The sequence below is a fragment of the Pseudonocardia alni genome, assembly GCF_002813375.1.
Classification (GTDB): Bacteria; Actinomycetota; Actinomycetes; order Mycobacteriales; family Pseudonocardiaceae; genus Pseudonocardia; species Pseudonocardia alni.
On record NZ_PHUJ01000003.1, the window covers coordinates 4,180,608 to 4,201,518 of the forward strand.

The 20,911-nt window shown below is 73.9% G+C and carries 19 protein-coding genes; 8 read left to right on the plus strand and 11 right to left on the minus strand.

The window, feature by feature from the left end:
• Positions 1-4: 4 nt before the first annotated feature.
• A complete protein-coding gene (locus tag ATL51_RS20735; protein ID WP_073577681.1) occupies positions 5-232 on the minus strand; it encodes a hypothetical protein in 228 nt (75 codons plus the stop codon).
• A gap of 91 nt (positions 233-323) precedes the next feature.
• Between ATL51_RS20735 and ilvA the strand changes: the two genes are divergently transcribed.
• Positions 324-1,547: a threonine ammonia-lyase gene (ilvA, locus tag ATL51_RS20740; protein ID WP_301549112.1), complete on the plus strand. Its 1,224-nt coding sequence runs from the start codon at positions 324-326 to the stop codon at positions 1,545-1,547.
• A gap of 111 nt (positions 1,548-1,658) precedes the next feature.
• Here the strand turns inward: ilvA and greA are convergent, their stop codons facing one another.
• Positions 1,659-2,147: a transcription elongation factor GreA gene (gene greA / locus ATL51_RS20745; RefSeq protein ID WP_174565910.1), complete on the minus strand. Its 489-nt coding sequence runs from the start codon at positions 2,145-2,147 to the stop codon at positions 1,659-1,661.
• Positions 2,148-2,620: 473 nt separating this feature from the next.
• On the opposite strand from greA, the gene mca reads away from it, so the two are divergent.
• Together mca and ATL51_RS20755 are read left to right on the plus strand one after the other, a co-directional pair.
• On the plus strand, positions 2,621-3,571 hold the full coding sequence (gene mca / locus ATL51_RS20750) for a mycothiol conjugate amidase Mca (protein WP_392567377.1): 951 nt from the start codon (positions 2,621-2,623) through the stop codon (positions 3,569-3,571).
• 92 nt (positions 3,572-3,663) lie between these two features.
• A complete protein-coding gene (locus tag ATL51_RS20755) occupies positions 3,664-3,975 on the plus strand; it encodes a hypothetical protein (RefSeq protein WP_083658998.1) in 312 nt (103 codons plus the stop codon).
• A gap of 25 nt (positions 3,976-4,000) precedes the next feature.
• Here the strand turns inward: ATL51_RS20755 and trhA are convergent, their stop codons facing one another.
• Positions 4,001-4,627, minus strand: coding sequence for a PAQR family membrane homeostasis protein TrhA (gene trhA / locus ATL51_RS20760; protein WP_100880844.1), 627 nt, complete (start codon positions 4,625-4,627; stop codon positions 4,001-4,003).
• A gap of 116 nt (positions 4,628-4,743) precedes the next feature.
• Between trhA and ATL51_RS20765 the strand changes: the two genes are divergently transcribed.
• Positions 4,744-5,514, plus strand: coding sequence for an isoprenyl transferase (locus ATL51_RS20765; protein ID WP_073577684.1), 771 nt, complete (start codon positions 4,744-4,746; stop codon positions 5,512-5,514).
• Positions 5,515-5,648: 134 nt separating this feature from the next.
• On the opposite strand, the gene ATL51_RS20770 is transcribed toward ATL51_RS20765, so the two are convergent.
• Both ATL51_RS20770 and ATL51_RS20775 read right to left on the minus strand, forming a co-directional pair.
• Positions 5,649-6,080, minus strand: coding sequence for a hypothetical protein (locus tag ATL51_RS20770; RefSeq protein ID WP_208623042.1), 432 nt, complete (start codon positions 6,078-6,080; stop codon positions 5,649-5,651).
• A 1,132-nt stretch (positions 6,081-7,212) separates the two neighbouring features.
• A complete protein-coding gene (locus tag ATL51_RS20775) occupies positions 7,213-7,602 on the minus strand; it encodes a hypothetical protein (protein WP_073577686.1) in 390 nt (129 codons plus the stop codon).
• Between the two features lie 309 nt (positions 7,603-7,911).
• Here ATL51_RS20775 and ATL51_RS20780 point away from each other — a divergent pair, with 309 nt between their 5' ends.
• Together ATL51_RS20780 and ATL51_RS20785 are read left to right on the plus strand one after the other, a co-directional pair.
• Positions 7,912-9,165 (plus strand): DUF885 domain-containing protein, encoded by a 1,254-nt coding sequence (locus ATL51_RS20780; RefSeq protein WP_100879652.1) that lies wholly within the window; start codon positions 7,912-7,914, stop codon positions 9,163-9,165.
• A gap of 454 nt (positions 9,166-9,619) precedes the next feature.
• Positions 9,620-10,900 carry a PhoH family protein gene (locus ATL51_RS20785; RefSeq protein ID WP_062400360.1) on the plus strand — a complete coding sequence of 427 codons (1,281 nt, stop codon included), beginning with the start codon at positions 9,620-9,622 and terminating at the stop codon, positions 10,898-10,900.
• Positions 10,901-10,948: 48 nt separating this feature from the next.
• Here ATL51_RS20785 and ATL51_RS20790 read toward each other — a convergent pair whose 3' ends face one another.
• Both ATL51_RS20790 and ATL51_RS20795 read right to left on the minus strand, forming a co-directional pair.
• Positions 10,949-11,776, minus strand: coding sequence for a class II aldolase/adducin family protein (locus tag ATL51_RS20790; protein WP_100879653.1), 828 nt, complete (start codon positions 11,774-11,776; stop codon positions 10,949-10,951).
• A gap of 43 nt (positions 11,777-11,819) precedes the next feature.
• Positions 11,820-13,265, minus strand: coding sequence for a GuaB1 family IMP dehydrogenase-related protein (locus tag ATL51_RS20795; RefSeq protein WP_100879654.1), 1,446 nt, complete (start codon positions 13,263-13,265; stop codon positions 11,820-11,822).
• Between the two features lie 90 nt (positions 13,266-13,355).
• Between ATL51_RS20795 and ATL51_RS20800 the strand changes: the two genes are divergently transcribed.
• On the plus strand, positions 13,356-14,132 hold the full coding sequence (locus tag ATL51_RS20800) for a UTRA domain-containing protein (RefSeq protein ID WP_167410029.1): 777 nt from the start codon (positions 13,356-13,358) through the stop codon (positions 14,130-14,132).
• On the opposite strand, the gene ATL51_RS20805 is transcribed toward ATL51_RS20800, so the two are convergent.
• The 4 genes from ATL51_RS20805 to glpX all read right to left on the minus strand — a co-directional run bounded on the left by ATL51_RS20805 (position 14,063) and on the right by glpX (position 19,507).
• Positions 14,063-15,592, minus strand: a complete 1,530-nt coding sequence (locus ATL51_RS20805; RefSeq protein ID WP_100879656.1) for an ATP-dependent DNA ligase — start codon at positions 15,590-15,592, stop codon at positions 14,063-14,065. The genes ATL51_RS20800 and ATL51_RS20805 overlap by 70 nt on opposite strands.
• A gap of 45 nt (positions 15,593-15,637) precedes the next feature.
• The gene (locus ATL51_RS20810) at positions 15,638-16,927 is read right to left on the minus strand and encodes an EAL domain-containing protein (protein ID WP_100879657.1); all 1,290 of its coding nucleotides are present in this window, start codon (positions 16,925-16,927) and stop codon (positions 15,638-15,640) included.
• Positions 16,928-17,065: 138 nt separating this feature from the next.
• Positions 17,066-18,466 carry a class II fumarate hydratase gene (locus ATL51_RS20815; RefSeq protein WP_100879658.1) on the minus strand — a complete coding sequence of 467 codons (1,401 nt, stop codon included), beginning with the start codon at positions 18,464-18,466 and terminating at the stop codon, positions 17,066-17,068.
• Positions 18,467-18,520: 54 nt separating this feature from the next.
• Complete coding sequence (gene glpX, locus ATL51_RS20820) at positions 18,521-19,507, minus strand: class II fructose-bisphosphatase (protein WP_174565913.1); 987 nt, start codon at positions 19,505-19,507, stop codon at positions 18,521-18,523.
• Positions 19,508-19,724: 217 nt separating this feature from the next.
• Here glpX and ATL51_RS20825 point away from each other — a divergent pair, with 217 nt between their 5' ends.
• Entirely contained in the window at positions 19,725-20,567 is an 843-nt protein-coding gene (locus tag ATL51_RS20825) for a DUF4245 domain-containing protein (protein WP_157818471.1), read from the plus strand.
• Positions 20,568-20,911: the final 344 nt, after the last annotated feature.

The window sequence follows — 20,911 nt, forward strand, 5'->3', positions numbered from 1 at the left end:
GGGCTCAGCTGCGCGACTGCTCCGGCGACGGCGCGGGGGGCTGGACCACCGGCGGTGGTGGGATGACCAGGTCACCCGGGTCCACGCAGCCGCCGACCAGCGACCACGTGCCGTCGCCGCGGGCCTCGTAGCGGCCCGGGTCGGCACAGCCCGCGTCGTGCACGGTCGCCACCGCGAGCGCGGCCAGTCCGGCGGCCAGCAGCAGCGGTGCTGTCGTGCGCAGACGCGTCATTCGCGAGTCCCTCCCGACACCGGGCGCGCAGGAGACGTCACGCCCGGTGAGACATCGGCGAGGTTACCCGGGGCGGTGCGAGACTGCCGGGATGGCCGCCCCCGTCATCCCCCCGGTCACCGCCGACGACGTGCTCTGCGCCCGCGAACTGCTCTCCGGCGTCGTGCGCACCACGCCCGTCGCCGGTGCCCGCGCCCTGTCCGACCTGACCGGCTCCCGGGTCGGTCTGAAGTGCGAGAACCTGCAGCGCACGGGCTCGTTCAAGATCCGCGGTGCCTACACCCGCATCGCCCGCCTCTCCGACGACGAACGTGCAGGTGGCGTCGTCGCGGCGTCGGCGGGCAACCACGCCCAGGGCGTCGCGCTCGCCGCACGGCTGCTGGGCGTGCGCGCCACCGTGTACATGCCCGAGCGGGCGGCCCTGCCCAAGGTCGACGCGACCCGCGGCTACGGCGCCGAGGTCGTGCTCACCGGCCGCACCGTCGACGAGGCCGTCACGGCCGCCACCGCGGCCGCCGAACGGTCGGGTGCGGTGTTCGTGCACCCCTTCGACCACCCCGACATCATCGCCGGGCAGGGCACCGTCGGCTGCGAGATCCTCGACCAGGTCCCCGACGCCGGCACCGTGCTGATCTCCGCGGGCGGTGGTGGCCTGCTCGGCGGGACCGCCGCGGTCCTGCGCGCCGCCCGCCCGGACGTCCGGATCGTCGGGGTGCAGGCCGCAGGTGCCGCGGCCTGGCCGTCGTCGTTGGCGGCCGGCGAGCCGATGCCGGTCGGCGGGATGCGCACGATGGCAGACGGGATCGCCGTCGGCCGCCCGGGCGACGTCACGTTCGCCCAGGTCAGCAGCCTGATCGACGAGATGGTCACGGTGTCGGAGGACGCATTGTCCGCGGCACTGCTGCACTGCCTGGAACGGGCGAAGATGCTCGTCGAGCCGGCCGGTGCCGCGTCCGTCGCCGCGCTGATGGAGCAGCCCGACCGCTGGCCGGGGCCGGTCGTGTGCGTGCTGTCCGGCGGCAACGTCGACCCGCTCGTGCTGCTGCAGGTCATCCGGCACGGGCTGGTCGCCTCGTCCCGCTACCTCACGCTGCACCTGCGGATGCCCGACCGCCCCGGCGCGCTCGCCGAGCTCCTGGCCCGGGTCGGTCGGCTCGGGGCCAACGTCACCGACGTCGCGCACTCGCGGATCAGGGGCACGCTCGCGGTGGGGGAGGTCGACGTGGAGCTCAGCGTGGAGACGCGGGGGCCCGAGCACCGCGACGCCATCGTCGCCGACCTGCGCGAGGCCGGGCACTCCGTCGCCACGCCCTGACCCGCCCCGGCCCGCTCCGACCGCCCGGACCGGTTCCGACACGCTCGACCGGCTCCGACACGCGAACGGGCCCGGCCGACCGGCCGGGCCCGTTCCGCGGGTGGTCGTGGGTCAGCCGGTGAAGGCCTCCACCGACACCAGCGTCACCTTCATGGTTCCGCCGTCGGGCAGCTGGTACTCGCGGGTGTCGCCCGGCTTCGCGCCGAGCAGCGCCGCGCCGAGCGGGGAGTTCGGGGAGATGACCTGCAGGTCGCCGTGGCTGCCCTCCTCGCGCGAGCCGAGCAGGACCTTCTCGGCCTCGTCGTCGTCCTCGTAGCGGATCTCGAGGACGGTGCCGGGGGAGGCCTCGTCGGAGCTGGACGGCGCCGTGCCGACCTGGGCGGTGCGCAGCAGCTCCTGCAGCTGACGGATCCGGGCCTCCTGCTGACCCTGCTCCTCGCGCGCCGCGTGGTAGCCGCCGTTCTCCTTCAGGTCGCCCTCCTCGCGGCGGGCGTTGATCTCCGCGGCGATGACGGGCCGGTTCTCGATCAACCCGTCCAGCTCGGCCTTCAGCCGGTCGTAGGCGTCCTGGGTCAGCCAGGTGGCCTGGGTGTCCGTCACCGTCATCAACTCCTCCAGGAAAACAGGACGTGTCACCGCCGGGACGCCTGGCGCCCGGCGGGCACACGGGGGTGGCGGCTCCGAGCGGCACGCCCCGAGTAAGGAAAAACACGACCCGCCTGCGGGTCGTGTAGGGCTCACCTTACCACGGAGCGTGCCGCTCATCGCAGCCTTTCGGTGAACGGGCGCGCGTACCGGATAGTTCCCCGTCGAGGAATATTCGCAGGTGACGGGGTTGTCGGTGGCCGCACCACCGCCCCGGTCGCGTCGGCGTCAACCGTCCGTCGCAGACGGGTGCCCCGGCGGGAACAGATCGTGCGGGTGACGGCGTTGCCGATGCCGGAGCCCGTGCTCGGCGCGGTTCCTGTCGGTCCCCTCTGCCAGGATCGTCCCTGAGCACGACCTCGCCGCCCGCCGCCGGCAGCCGACCGGTGCGGGACCCGAGTCCGGTGACCGTGGAGGAACCCGCCCCGATGGCTACGCAGTACACCCCGTCCGCCCTGCGCCCGGTCCAGCCGCCGGCGCCCGGCGAGCGTCCCCGGTTGATGACGGTGCACGCCCACCCCGACGACGAGTCGTCGAAGGGCGCGGCGACCACCGCCCGGTACGTCGACGAGGGTCACGAGGTCATGGTCGTGACCTGCACCGGTGGTGAGCGGGGCAGCATCCTGAACCCCGCGATGGACCGGCCGGACGTCCTGGAGAACATGACCGCGGTCCGCAACGCCGAGATGGCCCGCGCCGCCGAGATCCTCGGCGTGCAGCACGTCTGGCTGGGCTTCGTCGACTCCGGCCTGCCCGAGGGCGATCCGAAGCCCCCGCTGCCCGAGGGCTGCTTCGCCCTGGGTGACGTCGAGGAGCAGACCGCGGCCCTGGTGAAGGTCATCCGCGAGTTCCGCCCGCACGTGATCGTCACCTACGACGAGAACGGTGGTTACCCGCACCCGGACCACATCCGCACCCACGTCATCTCGATGGCGGCCTGGGAGGCCGCGGGCGACCCGGCACGCTTCCCGGAGGCCGGGGCTCCGTGGCAGCCGATGAAGCTCTACTACGGCCACGGCTTCTCCAAGGCCCGGCTGGAGGCCTTCCACAACGCCATCGTCGAGTCCGGCCAGGAGTCGCCGTATGCGGAGTGGCTGGAGAACTGGAAGAGCGACCGGCCCGACCCCGGCACCCGGGTGACCACCAAGGTCCCGTGCTCGGACTGGTTCGGCCGGCGCGACGACGCGCTGCGTGCACACGCCACTCAGATCGACCCGGACAGCAGGTTCTTCTTCACCCCGCTCGAGGTGCAGGCCCGGGTGTGGCCCACCGAGGACTACGAGCTGGTCCAGTCCCTGGTCGACACCGAGGTCCCGGAGGACGACCTGTTCGCCGGCATCCCCGTCGAGATCGGCGGGGAGCGCCGTCGCGCCGGATGAGGGCACGCGGGCTCCGCGGGTAGCCTGGTCACCGGCCCCTCCCGCAGCTGCGGGGTGGTGCCGGTGATCCGGGAACCGGAGTACGGAGGCGCGTGGCGGTGCAGGTCGAGAACGTGACGGCTGTGGTGAACCAGGTCGTGACGGGCCTGCTCGTCCCGATGCAGGACCGGCCCCCGCCCCCCGGGCAGCTGCCCGAGTTCGGCAACGCGGCCCCCGCCGGGCTGGCGATCGTGCTGCTCCTGCTGCTCGCGACGGTCTTCCTCATCCGCAACATGAGCAAGCGGATCACCCGGCTCCCGGAGTCCTTCGACGGTGAGGACACCGCGGAAGGCGGATCCGACCCGGCCGGCACCGCATCCGGGACCGCGACCGACCGCGGTGAGCCGGGACCGGCCCGCTCCTGAGTCGCCGACCCGCGGAAGCACCGGGTCAGCGCAGCAGGACCAGCCAGATCGCGACGTGGTGGCAGGCCCAGGCCAACACCGTCGCGGCGTGGAAGAACTCGTGGTAGCCGAACGTCGCGGGCCACGGGTCGGGCCGTCGTAGCGCGTACATGACCGCGCCGACGGTGTAGAGGGCCCCGCCGGCGAGCAGCAGCACGAGCGCGGCCACGCCACCGCCGGCCAGCAGTCCGGGCAGCACGAACACCGCGACCCAGCCGAGCGCGACGTAGATCGGCACCCCGACCCAGGCCGGCGCGGTCGGCCAGGCGAGCTTGAGCGCGACCCCGGCGAGCGCCCCGCCCCAGACGACGGCGAGCACCCAGGTGGCCGTCGCCGCGGGGAGCGCCAGCACCGAGACCGGCGTGTAGGTGCCCGCGATGAACAGGAAGATCATCGAGTGATCGAGGCGCTTCATCAGTCGTCGACGGGCCGGGTCGACCCAGGTGCGCCGGTGGTACAGCGCACTGATCCCGAACAGGCCGAACGTGGTCAGCGTGTAGACGGCCGCGGCCGCGGCCGCGGAGGCCCCGACGAGCGCCCCCGCGACACTGACGAGCGCGGCGCACGCGAAGACGGAACCGACGAGGCTCCACAGGTGCAGCCAGCCCCGCATACGGGGCTTGAGCGGGGCGGACGGGGCGATGCTCACGCACCCCGACGTTACGGGTCGCGACGGCAGGGGTCCCGTCCGGCGGACGAACACCACACCCGGGACTAGGCTCCCTGTACGTGGCCCTCCGAGACCTGCTCTACACGGTGTACGAGCGCAGGATCCTGCGTCAGATCGCGGGGGCCGAGCAGCCCAGGCACGTGGCGCTCATCCTCGACGGCAACCGCCGCTGGGCGCGGGAGGCGGGTCTGGCCGACCCCGCGGAGGGGCACCGTGCCGGCGCGGCGAAGATCGCCGAGATGCTCGGCTGGTGCTCCGAGGCCGGCGTCGAGGTCGTCACGGTGTTCCTGCTGTCCACCGACAACCTGGACACCCGCTCTCCGGAGGAGCTCAAGGACCTCCTGGAGATCATTGCCGGGGTCGTCGACGACCTCTCCGGCCCGGACACCCCGTGGCGGCTGCGGGTCGTCGGCGCGATGGAGTTGCTGCCGAGCAGCCTGGCCGACCGGCTGACCGCGGCGGTCGCCCGTACCGGCGACCGCGGGGGCATCCAGCTGAACGTCGCCGTCGGCTACGGCGGCCGCCAGGAGATCGCCGACGCCGTCCGCAAGATGCTGCTGACCCAGGCGGAGGCGGGACGGACGATCGAGGAGCTCGCGGAATCGCTCGACGTCGACCACATCGCGGAGCACCTCTACACCTCCGGACAGCCCGACCCGGACCTCGTCATCCGGACCAGTGGCGAGCAACGGCTGTCGGGGTTCCTGCTGTGGCAGTCGGCCCATTCGGAGTTCTGGTTCTGTGAGGCCTACTGGCCCGAGTTCCGCCGCGTCGATTTCCTGCGGGCGTTGCGCGACTTCGGCGCACGGCACCGACGTTTCGGCGGATGAATTCAGATCGACCGTAACTTCCGGTCGACTCACTCGTTATAGAAGCCCCGGAAACAGGGATCGCGATCCCCGGAAACGGGAAAGGCCCCGGGAGCGGACTCCCGGGGCCTTCCGCGCGTCGGTGACGCGAGGTCTTACTTGTCACCGCCGTGGTGCTTGCCACCGTCGATGTCGACCTTGTCGCCGTTGTCGGCGGCGTTGGTGCAGTCGACGCTGTTGTCCGACTCGACGCCCGACTTGTTGTAGGCCTCGCTGAACAGACCGCCCAGGGCGCCCTGGACCAGGCTGTTGCCGTTGAGGGCGGTCCCGCAGGCCTGCGGCGAGACGTTGATGTTGTTGTTGGACAGGTTCACCAGGCCGGCGCTGTTCTTCTGCGCGACACCCTCGGAGTCCTCCACGGTCGAGGCCTTGGCCTTGTTGCCGCTGAAGTAGCTCTCGTGGGACTTGGTGTTACCGCTGTCCTTGATGTGGGTGTCGCCACCGTGCTCACCCGCGAACGCGAGCGGGCTCAGCGCGACGAGCGACGCGGCGCCGGCCGCGGCAACGATTCCAGCCTTCTTCAGCACAGTCCGTCTCCTGTTAGTCGGAGAGCGCGCCCGACCAAGGTGCGCAACTCTCAGTACCTGTCGACGCTCGAACCGGGGAGCCCGCATCGACTGCGTGTCAATCTAACGGACGCTTTCGCGCTCGACAATCTGACCCTACGTAATTCTTCGGCGGAGTCGGCGAACCATTCGTGTACCTGGGGATTCGTCGCCGCAATCGCAGCGCGGTCGGCGTGGCGTGCGGGCGTGTCGGCGCTGCGGCGGACGGGGCAGCGGGGTGGGAGCCGTCCGGGGGAGACGTCTGACTGGTGTCGGCGGCACCGGGATCCTGCTGTGCGGCCCGCCGCTCGGGTGGCCACCCCCGACGGCCGGGCCCCGACGAGGCCCGCGCCGGCCGGGACGGTCGAGCCGGGCGGGCCTCGGGAGCGGAACTCGGGGGTGGGCCGTGCCGGTGCGGGGCGGAGGTCGGCGGGCCGGCCGGGGGTGCCGTAGGTGCCGGACCGGTGCGGGCGACCCGGTTCGGCCCGGACCGGGCGGTGGGGGCTCACATGATCACCGGTTGTGGAGTCAGGCGTCCGCGACGCGGATGTTCCGCTCCACAACCGGTGCTCACGGCGGCGTCCGGCATCTCGCGCGAGGTCGTGAGCGCCGGACGTGGCGTGCACGGCCGGGGTGTCGGCGGTCGGCACGGGGGCGGTCGGCCACGAGGGCCGCTGGGTGACCGGAGGCAGTCGGGTGCGAGGCCGCTGGGAAATCGGGCGACGGGCACGTTGTGACCGAGGGCCGCGAGGCAGCTGGACGGCAGGCGCGTGCGGGGGCGCTGGGAAGTCGATCGGCCTCACGGCGGCCGGGCGTGACGGCGGTCGGGCGGCAGGAGGCGCGCCGGGCGCGGGTGTCGCCGAGCCGCAGCACGGCCGCGGGTGCGAGGACGGCCGGGCACGAGCGTAGGCGGGCTACGTGTACGGAGCGTGGTCAGGCGCCCGAGAGATCGGGGTGCCGCCCGGCGGCATCGACACGACGGGGTGAACACATCCCCCATGGTCCGGAAAACGGTGACCCGACGGATTCCCGGTCACCCGGGAGTGGGTCCGGATCGGAACGCAAGAATGCCCCGGAGCAGAAGCTCCGGGGCATTCTCAGATCTGCGAGGAGATCAGCCGATCGAGTCGCCGGCGCCGGCCTCCTGGCCGCAGTTGTCGGACTGGTCGGTGACCGAGTCGCCGGACTTGGCCTTGGCGTCGCCCAGGATGCCCAGGGCGCCGGTGAGGCCGTTGAGGGCAGAGGCGTCCTCGACCGGGACCTGCACGCCCAGCACGTTGACCGGAACGTTGTTGTTGCAGGCCTGGACCGGCACGTTGACGTTGTTGCCGTTCAGGCCGGCGATGAGGCCCTTGGCGTCCTTGTCGATGACGTTCTCGGCACCGTGGTGGTGGCCGCCCTTGTGGCCGTGGTCGCCGTCCTTGTCGCCGGCGAAGGCGAGCGGGGACAGGGCGAGCAGGGACGCGGCGGAGGCCGCAACCACGATTCCAGCCTTCTTCAGCACAGTTTTCTCCTGTTGAGTCTCGAGTCCGCCCGAAGCCGGTCTCACGCGTGCCGGCACGCTGACGAGGGGGAGCCCGTACCGACTGCAAGAAAGCTACCGCTGTTATTCCGGCGAAACAAATCTCGTGACCCTATCGGGGTACACTTTCACTGACGGTTCCGATACTCCCCAGATAGGTTGTTCCGGTCCCGTGCGACCGAGCTGTCACCGACACGGATCGTGCACTCTGCGTGGTCGGATACGTCCGAACGGACGCGTCACCGGCGGCCCTTACCGTCGTTCCGCACCGGGCCCGCCTACGCTCCGGGGATGGACCTGCTGCACGCGACGGCGGAGCTCGCGTCGCGGGTGGACCGGCTGCGGCCGGGTGTGCTGGACGGGCCGCCGCCGTACCCGTCGATCGCCCGGCGGGTGGCCGCGGAGCCGGTCCAGGACCCGGTGGCGCTGGTCGGCACAGCAGGGAGGCTGCGTGCGGAGGTCGCAGCGGCGGGACTCCCGGACGGTCGTCGCCGGCACCTGGACGCGCTCCTGGTCGCGCTGCGCTGCCGGGCCCGGCTGCTCGCCGGTGAGGACGTCGGCTACGTCGAGCAGGTCCGCGACCTGTTCGGGGTGCTCCCGCGCCGCAGCGAGCCGGACGAGCTGTACGAGGCGCACCGCAGGCTGGCGGCGGTGCTGCCCGGGCGCGGTCCGCTGGCCGCCCGGATGCGGGACCACCGGGCCGCCGACGTCGTCCCGGTGGAACGGCTGGCCGGTGCGGTCACCGCCGTCGTCGCCGAGCTGCGCCGCCGCACCCACGACATGCTGGGACTCCCGGACGGCGAGCGCGCCGACGTCGACCTCGTCGGCGCCCGGCCCTGGACGGCGTTCACCCGCTACCGCGGCGGCCTGCGCAGCCGGATCTCGGTCGCGACGACGGGCAGGGAGCGGGCCGGGTCGCTGCTGCCGCTGCTCGCCCACGAGGTCTATCCCGGCCACCACCTGCAGTACTGCCGGGCCGAGGTCGCGTCGGAGCGGTACCCGGAGCTGGCCCTGCGGCTGGTCCACAGCCCGCAGGGGCTGGTTGCGGAGGGGGCGGCGGAGGCTGCCGTCGCCGTCGTGCCCGGCCCCGGCTGGGGCGCGGTCGCCGAACGCGTCCTCGCGGGCGCGGGCGTGCACCTCGACGGCCCGGCGGCCGAGCGGATCGAACGGGAGCTGGACCTGCTGGGCCGGGTCCGGCTCGACGCCGCCCTCATGCGTCACGTCGACGGCGCAGGCCCCGACGCGGTGCTCGCCCACCTCGCACGCTGGCTGCTGGTCGACGACGACCGGGCGCGGCGCATGCTCGACTTCCTCGACCATCCCCAGTGGCGCACCTACCCGGTCACCTACGCCGAGGGCGGCCCGCTCGTGCGCGCCCGGCTCGCCACCGCCCCGGAGGGTCCCGCCGCCGCGCTGGCGACGCTGCTCGACACCCCGGTCCTGCCGTCGGATCTGGTCACCGACGGTGGCGCCGCGCACGGTCCGGAACGCGGTGGACCGGCTCCCGCTCCGGTCGGAGTGCTCCGTCCGCCGCGCCTCGGCTGAGCCGAACGGCTCGCCACCGAACGAGGTGCTGTTACCCGATCCGACGTCGGACGGTACCGATCACACGATGAACGGCACGTTACGACTATTCCATCAGGGGTCAACGTAGGGATCCGACGGAGAGTTGCTATTGACCGCACGAGGGTGACCACTAGTAGCGTCCATGACGACGGGCTGTACCCGATGCGGCCCGTTCGGGAGGCCCTGGAGTGGTGTCACACGCACCCGAGAGGGCCGGCACCCGGCCCTTGCGGGCGTGCCGGCCGGAGGACCGCCATGGTCCCTCCGCGTCGTCGCGGCCCGCACCGGGGCCGGCCGGCCCGACGCAGAGCAGGCGCGGTGCCGCGCCTGCGAGGGAGCACCCGTGACCGATCGTCGTCCCGCCCTCACCGACCCGACCTCCGCACCGCAGGGGTCCGTCGGGGACGCACCGGCAGGTACCACCCGCTGCTATGTGCTCGACACGTCCGTGCTGCTGTCCGACCCCTGGTCGCTGCAGCGCTTCGACGAGCACCAGGTCGTCCTGCCGCTCGTCGTCATCAGTGAGCTGGAGGCCAAGCGTCACCACCCCGAACTGGGCTGGTTCGCCCGGACCGCGCTGCGCCAGCTCGACGAGCTGCGCGTCAAGCACGGCCGTCTCGACGCACCCGTGCCGATCGGCGAGTCCGGTGGCACGTTGCACGTCGAGCTGAACCACTCCGATCCCACGGTCCTGCCGGCCGGGTTCCGCACCGATTCGAACGACTCGCGGATCCTGGCCTGTGCGCTGAACCTCAAGGCGGACCCGGCCGCGCCGGCGGACGTCACGCTGGTCACCAAGGACATGCCGTTGCGGGTCAAGGCCGCCGCGGTCGGTCTGGACGCCGACGAGTACCACGGCCAGGACGTGCTGTTCTCGGGCTGGACCGGCATGACCGACCTGGAGGTGACCCCCGAGGACGTCGACGCGTTGTTCCGCGACGGCGTCATCGACCACGACGAGGCCCGCGACCTGCCCTGCAACACGGGGTTGCGGCTGGTGGGAGCGTCGAACGCGCTCGGACGGGTCACCGCGGACAAGCGGGTCAAGCTGGTGCGCGGGGACCGGGAGGCGTTCGGGCTGCACGGCCGTTCCGCCGAGCAGCGGATCGCGCTGGACCTCCTGCTGGACAACGAGGTCGGGATCGTCTCCCTCGGTGGCCGCGCCGGGACGGGCAAGTCGGCGCTCGCGCTGTGCGCCGGACTGGAGGCGGTGCTGGAACGCCGCCAGCACCGCAAGATCGTCGTCTTCCGGCCGCTCTACGCCGTCGGCGGGCAGGACCTCGGCTACCTGCCCGGCAGCGAGGTCGAGAAGATGCAGCCCTGGGCGCAGGCCGTCTTCGACACCCTGGGCGCGATGGTCAGCCAGGACGTCATCGACGAGGTCATCGCCCGCGGGCTGCTGGAGGTCCTGCCGCTGACCCACATCCGCGGCCGGTCGCTGCACGACACCTTCGTGATCGTCGACGAGGCGCAGTCGCTGGAGCGCAACGTGCTGCTCACCGTGCTGTCCCGGCTCGGGACGGCGTCGCGCGTCGTGCTCACCCACGACGTCGCGCAGCGCGACAACCTGCGCGTCGGGCGGCACGACGGTGTCAACGCCGTCATCGAGAAGCTCAAGGGCCACCCGCTGTTCGCGCACGTCACGCTGACCCGCAGCGAGCGCTCGCCGATCGCCGCGCTGGTCACGGAGATGCTGGAGGGACCGAACTCCTGAGGTGCCGGGCCCGGCCCCCGTCCGCAGCCGCGGACGGGGGCCGTGTGCTCAGTCGAACAGGTCCGGGTCGGTACGAACGACCTCGTCCCACAGCGGCTGGTAGGAGAACCAGCCGGCGTAGGGGGTACCGGTCTGCTCGGCGGTGAACCGCGCGTTGGCGTGGTCGACGAGCGTCGGCGTCCCCGCGGCCTCGGCGAGGAGCTGTGCCTGGCAGTTGCGCTCGGTCGAGATGAACCACCAGGCGGCCTCGGCGACGGTCTCGCCGACGGAGAAGATCCCGTGGTTCTGGTGGAACACCATCTTCCGGCCGGTCAGGCCGCGGGCCAGCGCCCGGCCCGCCTCCGGGTCGAGCACGACCGCGCCCGCCCCCTCGTGGACGACGCCGTGGTTCTCGTAGAGGGCGCAGGCGTCCTGGGTGATGGGGTCCAGCGGGCGGCCCAGCGACGACCACGCCTTGCCGTGCACCGAGTGGGCGTGGGCGGCCGCGACGACGTGCGCGTGCTCGGCGTGCACGGCCGAGTGGATGACGAACCCGGCCTGGTTCACCGGGCGGTTCCCGTGCCGGACCGTGCCGTGGTGGTCGACCATGATCAGGTCCGAGACCCGGATGTGCCGGAAGCTCATGCCGAACGGGTTGACCCAGAACATCTCCGGGTCCTCCGGGTCGCGCACGGTGATGTGGCCGGCGATGCCCTCGCCGAAGCCGAACCGGCCGAAGATCCGGAACGCGCCGGCGAGCTGCTGCTTGCGGTGCAGCCGCTCCTCGGCCGAGGTGGCGAACGTCGGTGGCGTGGGCAGACCGCCGGTACCGCCGCCGCCGAGAGCGGCGGTACCGGAGCTGCTGCTGGTGGTGGTGTCCTGCGTGGGGGCGGCCATGACCCGACCGTGCGCCGGATCACGCACCGGGTCAAGCGGTGGGTCAGAGGCCGTGCGGGGTGCCCTCGGTGAACCCGGCGGTGGTCTGCACGCCGACGACGGAGCGCTCGTGCAGCTCGTCGACCGAGCGCGCGCCCGCGTAGGTGCACGCGGAGCGGACGCCCGAGCAGATCTCGTCGAGCACGTCCTCCACGCCCGGCCGGTCCGGGTCCAGCCGCTGGCGCGAGGACGAGATGCCCTCCTCGAACAGCGACTTGCGGGCACGGTCGAACGCGTTGTCCCCGCGGGTGCGGGCGCCGACCGCGCGCTTGGACGCCATCCCGAACGACTCCTTGTACGCCCGGCCGTGCTCGTCGCGCAGCAGGTCGCCGGGGGACTCGTAGGTGCCCGCCAGCCAGGAGCCGATCATCACCGAGGCCGCGCCCGCGGCGAGGGCGAGGGCCACGTCGCGCGGGTGGCGCACCCCGCCGTCGGCCCAGACGACGGCGCCGCGCTCGCGGGCCGCGGCGGCGCACTCGGCGACCGCGGAGAACTGCGGGCGCCCGACGCCGGTCATCATCCGGGTCGTGCACATGGCGCCGGGGCCGACGCCGACCTTGACGATGTCGGCGCCCGCGTCGACCAGGTCGGCGACGCCCTCGGCGGTGACCACGTTGCCGGCGGCGACCGGGACCGCGGCCCCGGCCTGGTCGACGACACGGCGGACCGCGCCGAGCGCGTCGAGCATCTTCTCCTGGTGGCCGTGCGCGGTGTCGACGACGAGCACGTCCACACCGGCGTCGAGCAGGGCCTTCGCCTTCACCGCGACGTCGCCGTTGATACCGATCGCGGCCGCGGTGCGGAGCCGGCCCGCGCCGTCGAGGGCGGGGGAGTAGATCCCGGCCCGGATCGCGCCGAGCGGGGTGAGCAGGCCCGCGAGGCGGCCGTCGCCGTCGAGGCCGAGCGCCACCGCCTTCCGGCCGGCGTCGAGCCGCTCGAACACCTCCCGCGGCTCGGTGCCCAGCGGCAGCGCCAGGGGGTCCGGGTCGAGGACGTCGGCGAGCCGGGTGAAGCGGTCCACCCCCACGCAGTGCGCCTCGGACACGGTCCCGACCGGGCGGCCGCCGTCGTCGACGACCACGACGGCGTCGTGGGCCCGCTTGGGCAGCAGGTTCAGCGCGTCGGCCACCGCGTCGGAGGTGCGCAGCACCAGCGGGGTGTCCCACACCGGGTGCCGGGACTTGATCCAGGACACGATCCCGGCGACGGCGTCGGTCGCCACGTCCTGCGGCAGCACCGTCAGGGCGCCGCGGCGGGCGAGGGTCTCGGCCATCCGGCGGCCGGCGACGGCGGTCATGTTCGCCGCGACAACCGGCACCGTGGCCCCGGAGCGGTCCGGGGCGGTGAGGCCCACGTCGAACCGGGACGTCACCGTGGAACGGCGCGGGACGAGGAAGACGTCGTCGTAGGTCAGGTCGTGCTCGGGCCGGCGGTCGTCGAGGAAGCGCACGATGTCGGGATGCTACGCCCCGGGGCGTTGTCACGCGTCCGTCATGTGAGGGGAACCGCCGGGCAACCCCGCGTGCCTACCGTCGGGTACATGCCGGTGCCGTCGCCGTCCCACCACGTGCGGGCGTCCGACGCGCGCCGGGTACGGGACCTGCTGCGCATCGCGGTCGCCGGGCGCGCACGGACCGGGGACCTGCTCCCCGGCGAGGACGAGCTGATGGTCGGCCACGGTGTACCGCGCAGCGCTGTCCGTGCCGCGCTGGGGCTGCTCCGCGAGGAGGGGCTGCTGCGGCCCGGGCCGACCGCGCACCGGATCGTCGCCCGCCCGCACTACCCCGGCCGGACCGCCGTCACGGGCACGGGCACCCGGGTCCCGCGCTGGCTCGAACGCACCGGGATCGCCGCGCCCGACGTGCTCGCCGACTGGCTCGGCGTCCCCGTCGGCACACCATGCCTGCGCACCGAGTGCGTCTCGGAGACGGCCGGTGGCGGCGCGGTGCTGGAGACCCACTACCTGGCCACCGAGGCCGCGGCGCTGCTGCTCGCGGTGCCCGGGACCGGCCCGTTCGACCGGCAGCTCGCCGACGCCGGGCTGCGTCCCGCGCGGGCCGGGACACGGTCCGGCCCGGTGCCCGCCGACCCCGACTCGGCGGCCCTGCTCGGCGTCGCTGCCGGTGCCCCGCTGCTGGGGGCCGAACGCGCCCTGACCGGCGACGACGGCCGGGTCCTCGCCGTCAGCGTGCTGCGCGCCGACCCGGCGGGCTCGGTCCCGGTGGCCCGCGACGGCGCCGCGGCTGCTCAGCCCGACAGCAGCGCCCGCACCGCGTCGAGCGAGTCGGCCTCGGCCGGGGTCTTGTCCGGGCGGTAGCGCAGCACCCGGGCGAAGCGCAGCGCGACCCCGCCCGGGTAGCGGGTGCTGCGTTGCGCGCCGTCGAGCGCGATCTCGACGACGAGCTCGGGCCGCAGGTGCACCACGCCCGGCTCGCGCGCCGTCTCGTACTCCGGGAAGGTCGCGGTCTGCCAGGCCAGCAGCTCGTCGGTCATCCCCTTGAACGTCTTGCCGACCATCACCGGCTCCCCGCCGTCCGGGTCCCGGGCACCGAGGTGGATGTTCGACAGCGACCCGGTACGCCTGCCGTAGCCCCACTCGGCACCCAGCACCACCAGGTCCAGGGTGTGCACCGGCTTCACCTTCTGCCAGGCCCTGCCGCGCCGCCCGGCCGCGTACGGCGCGGCCAGGTCCTTCACCACGACGCCCTCGTGCCCCGCCGACAGCGCTTCGGAGAGGACCGCGGCCGCCTGTTCCGGCGACGGCCGCCGCACCCCCGGCATCCGCAGCGCGGCGTGGGTGTCCGCGGCGAGCAGCCCGGCGAGCGCGTCGAGCCGGACCTCGGTGGGCTCGTCGACCAGGTCACGGCCGTCGAGGTGGAGCAGGTCGAAGAAGAACGGCGACAGCAGGACCTCCGGTACCCGCTCCTCGGTGCCGAACCGGCTCATCGTGTCCTGGAACGGGCGGGGGCGGCCGTCGTCGTCGAGGGCAAGGGTCTCGCCGTCGAGCACCGCGGTGTCGCAGGGCAGTCCGCGCACCAGCTCGACCAGCTCGGGCACGCCGTCGGTGATCTCGCGCAGGGTGCGTGTCCACACCCGCACCTCGTCGCCGCGGCGGTGCACCTGGATGCGGGCGCCGTCGAGCTTGTGCTCGACGGTGACGTCGGTGCCGAGCGCGGCCAGCGCGGCGTCGAGCGAGTCGCCGGGGGCGGCGAGCATGGGCCGGACCGGCCTGCCCACCTCCAGCCCGACCGCGGCGAGCGCGTCCTGCCCGCCGGTCAGCGCGGTGGCCGCGGTCTCCGGCAGCCGGCCGGACAGCATGAACGCGCGGCGCACCGCGGGCGCGGCCACCCCGGAGGCGGCGGCGACGGCGTCCACCATCAGCCCCTCCAGCGCGCCCTGGCGCAGCTCGCCGGTGAGCAGACGGTGCAGGAAGCGCTGCTCCTCGGTGGTCGCGGCGCCGTACAGCTCGGTGAGCAGTTCGCGGCGCCGGGCCGCCGAGCCGGTCCCCGCGGTACCGGCCAGCTCGTCGAGCAGTGCGTCGACCTGCTCCACCGTCAGCGACGGCTCCGCCGCGGCCGGCACGTCGACGCCCGACAGCGTCCGCCAGCCGGTCCCGATCCGGCCCTGCCGGGGCACCCCGGACAGCCAGGCGACGACCGGCACGACCTCGGCCGGCGCGGCGGTGCGCAGCAGCCCGGCGAGCGCGGCGGTCTTCTCCTTGCGCGCGCGGGTCGCCCCGACCGCGGCCGAGGTGGTGACGACGTCGGTGAACAGCACCGGGTCAGTGAAGCAGCGACCCCCGACAGTTCGCGCGTCGTCGGATCAGGCGGTGCGCGCCGCCTGTGGTACCGGGACGGGGCGCGGGCCGGACGCGGCGGGCGGCAGGATCGCGCGGCGCCACAGCTCGGCGACCGGGACGACCCCGCGGCAGGTGCCGTCCGGTGCGACGACGACCAGGTCGTCGTAGCCGCGGGCCGGGTCGCCGGACAGACCGATCTCCATCGCGCGGTGCAGCGGGGTCCGCTCGTCGACGGTCCGCGGCGGGTCCGCCAGCTCGGCCGCCGGCTTCTCGGCCCACAGGGCGTGCCCGAACCTGCCGGCCAGCTGGAGCAGGACGCGGCTGCGGTCGAGGTAGCCGACCGGCCGGTGCGCACGGTCGACCAGGACGATCCCGCCCGAGTCGGGACGGGCGCGCAACGCCTCGCGGGCGGTGTCGCCGACGGCGTCGTCGGGCAGGGTCACGGCCGGCACGGCGAGCCCGCGCACCGGGGGACCGGCCGGGACGGGCACCGGGGTGGCGGCCGGCTCCGGCGTCCCGCCGCGCTCCGGCGCCGGGTGGCCGGGCCCGGGACGCCCCGGGACGGGACGGACGGCGGCGGCCCGGCCGGCGGCGGGCTGTGGCATCGCGCTCAGCAGGCCGAGCAGCTCCGCGCGGGTCGCCGGGTCGGCCTCGGGGGCGGCGCGCGTCCCACCCAGCAACGGGCCCTGGGCGAACGCGATCCCGATCGCGAACAGCCCCGTCAGCCGGGCCGCGTCGCGGACCCCGGTCGCGGCGACCGGCGCCCCGACCGCGCGGGACACCTCGACCACGGCACGGACGGCGGCACCGGTCCCCGTGTCGAGCATTCCGTCGCAGAGGTCCGGCTCGAGCTTCACCACGTCCGGCCGAACGGCGGCCACGAGCTCCGGACCGAACGCGCGCCCGGCCCCGTCGAGACCGATCCGGAACCCCCAGCGCCGCAGCTCGGCCAGTGCCAGGACGAGGTGCTCCGCCGGTGCGGCCGCGGCGATCGGCGGGCCGACCTCCAGCAGGGGAGCGACCGGGTCGGAGGTGCCGCCGAGCATGGCGCGCAGCCGGCCGCGGGCGTGGAGGACGGTGTCCGCGGCGACGTCGACCTGCACCGGGACGGCGGCACCCCAGGACCGGGCAGACGCGACCGCGGAGACCGCGGTGCCCGCGTCGAGCTCGGCGATCCGGCGGGCGTCCCAGCCGCGGTCGCGGGCCGCGACGGCCACCGCGTCGTGGTGCAGGCGCGGCACGACCTCGACCCCGGTGCAGCGACCGGAGCGCAGATCGTGCACAGGGACGTACGCGAAGCGCTGGTCGGGCATCGGGGAGGTCCGTTCGGGTGATGGTGATCGACTGACGCACACACGGTGTCACGTCGATGTGGACCGAACGGGGACGCGGAGGTGGACAGCGGATGGACTGACCCGGTGCGCCCGGCCGGTGACCGGGCGCAGCCGGGATCAGGAGCGCTTCTCGCCGCGGGTCATCGCCAGCACGTCCAGGGCACGGTCCAGCTCGTCCTCGGTGAGGGTGCCGTTCGCGACGTGGCCGCGCTCGATCACGACCTCGCGGATCGTCTTCCGCTCCTTCAGTGCCTGCTTCGCGACGGCCGCCGCCTCCTCGTAGCCGATCCTCGAGTTCAGCGGGGTGACGATCGACGGGGAGGACTCGGCGTACTCGCGGGTGCGCTCGAGGTCGGCCTCCATGCCGTCGACGACCTTGTCGGCGAGCAGCCGAGCGGCGTTCGCGATCAGCCGGGCGGACTCCAGGACGTTGCGCGCCATCACCGGCATCATCACGTTCAGCTCCAGGTTGCCCTGGCTGCCCGAGAAGCCGACCGTCGCGTCGTTGCCCATGACCTGCGCGCACACCATCATCGTGGCCTCGCAGATCACCGGGTTGACCTTGCCCGGCATGATGGAGCTGCCCGGCTGCAGGTCCGGCAGGTGGATCTCGGCCAGCCCGGTACGCGGCCCGGACGAGAGCCAGCGCAGATCGTTGGCGATCTTGTAGAGCGACACGGCGACGGTGCGCAGCGCGCCGGAGGCCTCGACCAGGCCGTCGCGGGAGCCCTGGGCCTCGATGTGGTCGGTGGCCTCGGCGAGCTGCTCCAGGCCGGTCGCCTCGCGCAGCTTCGCGACCACGGCGGCGCCGAACCCGTCCGGAGCGTTGAGCCCGGTGCCGACCGCGGTCCCGCCGATCGGCAGGACGGCGAGGCGGGGGAGCGCGTCGCGGACGCGGGCGGCGCCGTAGCCGGCCTGGCTGGCCCAGCCACCGGCCTCCTGGCCGAGGGTGATCGGGACGGCGTCCATGAGGTGGGTGCGGCCGGCCTTCACGACCTCCGACCAGTCCGCCGCGCGGCGGCGCAGCGCGGCCTCGAGGTGCTGCAGCGCCGGGACGACCTCGGTCGCCAGCGCCTCGGTGGCGGCGAGGTGGATGGTCGTCGGGAAGACGTCGTTCGACGACTGCGAGGCGTTGACGTGGTCGTTCGGGTGCACGCCGGTGCCGGCGTGGGCGGCCAGCGAGGCGATCACCTCGTTGGCGTTCATGTTCGACGACGTGCCCGAGCCCGTCTGGAAGACGTCGACCGGGAAGTGGTCGTCGTGCCCGCCCGCGGCCACCTCGTCGGCGGCCGCGGCGATCGCGCGGGCCCGGTCGTCGTCCAGTACGCCCAGCTCGCCGTTCACCCGGGCCGCGGCCGCCTTGACCAGGCCGAGCGCGCGGATCTGGGCGCGCTCCAGGCCGCGGCCGGAGATCGGGAAGTTCTCCACCGCGCGCTGGGTCTGGGCCCGCCACAACGCGTCGGCGGGGACCCGGACCTCGCCCATGGTGTCGTGCTCGATGCGGAAGTCCTCGCTCATGGGCTGAGGTCTACTCCTCCGCGACCCGTCCCGCAGTGTTAAGTGAGCCTAACCTCACGGCAGTGGCGGGGCCTCGCCCTCGACGCCGTCGAAGTCGACGGAGGAGAACTCGCGCAGCTTGGTGAGACGGTGGTAGCCGTCGATCAGCCGGACGGTGCCGGACTTGGACCGCATCACGATCGACTGGGTGGTCGCCCCGCCACCCCGGTAGTGGACGCCGCGCAGCAGCGGGCCGTCGGTGATGCCGGTGGCGCAGAAGAAGACGTTCTCGCCGCGCACGAGCTCGGCGGTGGTCAGGACCTTGTCGAGGTCGTGGCCCGCGGCGAGGGCCTTCTCGCGCTCGGTGTCGTCCTTGGGCCACAGCCGGCCCTGGATCTCGCCGCCCATGCACTTCAGCGCGGCCGCGGTGATGATCCCCTCCGGGGTCCCGCCGACGCCGTAGAGCATGTCCACGCCCGAGGTGGGACGAGCGGCGGCGATGGCACCGGCGACGTCGCCGTCGGAGATGAACGCGATCCGGGCCCCGGCCGCGCGGATCTCGGTGACGATCTGCTCGTGGCGCGGGCGGTCGAGCACGCAGACCGTGACGTCGGCGACGTCGATCTCCTTGGCCCGGGCGACGCGGCGGATGTTCTCCGCGACCGGTGCGGTGATGTCGATGGCGTCCGCGGCCTCCGGCCCGACCGCGATCTTCTCCATGTAGAAGACGGCGGACGGGTCGAACATGGCGTCCCGCTCGGCGACGGCGAGCACCGCGAGGGCGTTGGGCATGCCCTTGGCCATCAGCGTGGTGCCGTCGATGGGGTCGACGGCGACGTCGCAGAACGGGCCCTCGCCGTTCCCGACCTCCTCGCCGTTGAACAGCATCGGGGCCTCGTCCTTCTCACCCTCGCCGATGACGACGACGCCGCGCATCGACACCGAGGAGATGAGCTGGCGCATGGCGTCGACGGCGGCACCGTCCCCGCCGTTCTTGTCGCCCTTGCCGACCCAGCGGCCCGCGGCCATCGCGGCGGCCTCGGTGACCCGGACCAGCTCCATCGCCAGGTTGCGGTCGGGCGCCTCACGACGGCGGGGGGTGGCGGGGCTGGCGGGCTGGCTCACGGATACGTCTCCATTCACGGGCGGCGTGCTCGTCGGCGACGTCCCCTCGTCCGGGTTGCCACGGGCGTGCGGGGAGGCGCCCGGCGATCCTCGCACGCCCGACGTCGGGGGAGCAGCGATGAGCGACCGACGCCATGCCTGGGACGATGGACACGTGAGCGCACGACACGACCCGGGAACGCCGTCGCCGGACTCCTCGGAGCCCGCCGGGCCCCCGGCTGTCCCGGACCCGGCCGAGACCTCCGGTACCGCCGGGGCCGCCGACCGGGCCACGGCCGGTGGCACCGGCCCGGGGCCGGTTCCGGCTGCGGACCCGGCCGCCGCGCCCGCGGGTGCGGCCGGGTCCGGGAGGCCGCAGCCGCCGCCGGTGACCCGCCGGATCCCCGAGGCGGGTCCGCAGGCGATGCACAAGCCCGCCCGCGGCGACGCGTCGGTGCGCGACCTGATCTGGGCGTGCCTGATCCTCGTCCCGGTCGCCCTGCTGATCTTCTCGGTCGGCGGGTCCTGCTCGTTCTCGCCCGGCACCCCGGCCGAGGACGCCGCGTCGGCCCCCACCGTCGACGCCCCGGCCCGGATCGCCGAGTACGCCCGTGGCTCGACCTTCCCGCTGCGGCTTCCGGACGTCCCGTTCCGGGTCAACTCCACCGACCGCGGCCCGGTGGAGGGTGGCGGCACCGCCGTGCGCATCGGCTTCGTCACCCCCGACGCGGACTTCCTGAGCCTGGTCCAGACCGACGGCTCGGTCGAGGGTGTCCTCGCCACCGAGTCCGGTTCCGCGGGACGCGGCGACGGCCCGCCGACGATGCGCGGCACCGTGCAGGCGGGCGGCCTGGCCTGGGAGGTCTACGGCGCCGAGGGCGGCGAGCCCTTCCGGGTCGCGACGCTGCCCGGTCGGCCGGAGGTCCGCGTCCTGGTGACGGGCTCCGCGTCGGACGAGCAGTTCACCACCCTGGCCACCGCCCTGACGGCCGCCCGCGTCTACCCGCCCGGTTCCTGAGGGCGGGCCCCACAGAGGCTCCGGCGTGCCACACGGTCTCCGATCCCCTGTGCGACACCGGAACCCCTGTGGGACGTGGTTGTCCACATCGCGGGGAGTCGTCCACACGTGCCCGGGCGGGGCCGGCGGACGGGATGGACCTCTGCCCGGTACGACGCCCGTGCGGCGCTCGGAGCTGATCGCCGCGGGGATGAGCGAGGCCGAGATCCGGCAGGCTCTGGGCGCGGGGCGATCGTGCGGCTCTGCCGCGGGATGTACCGCGGTGCCGTAGCGCCCGGGGCGGCGACGGGACCCGGCGGGCGCTGGGAGGAACTCGTCGCCGCGCACGAGCGCGCCGTGCGCGG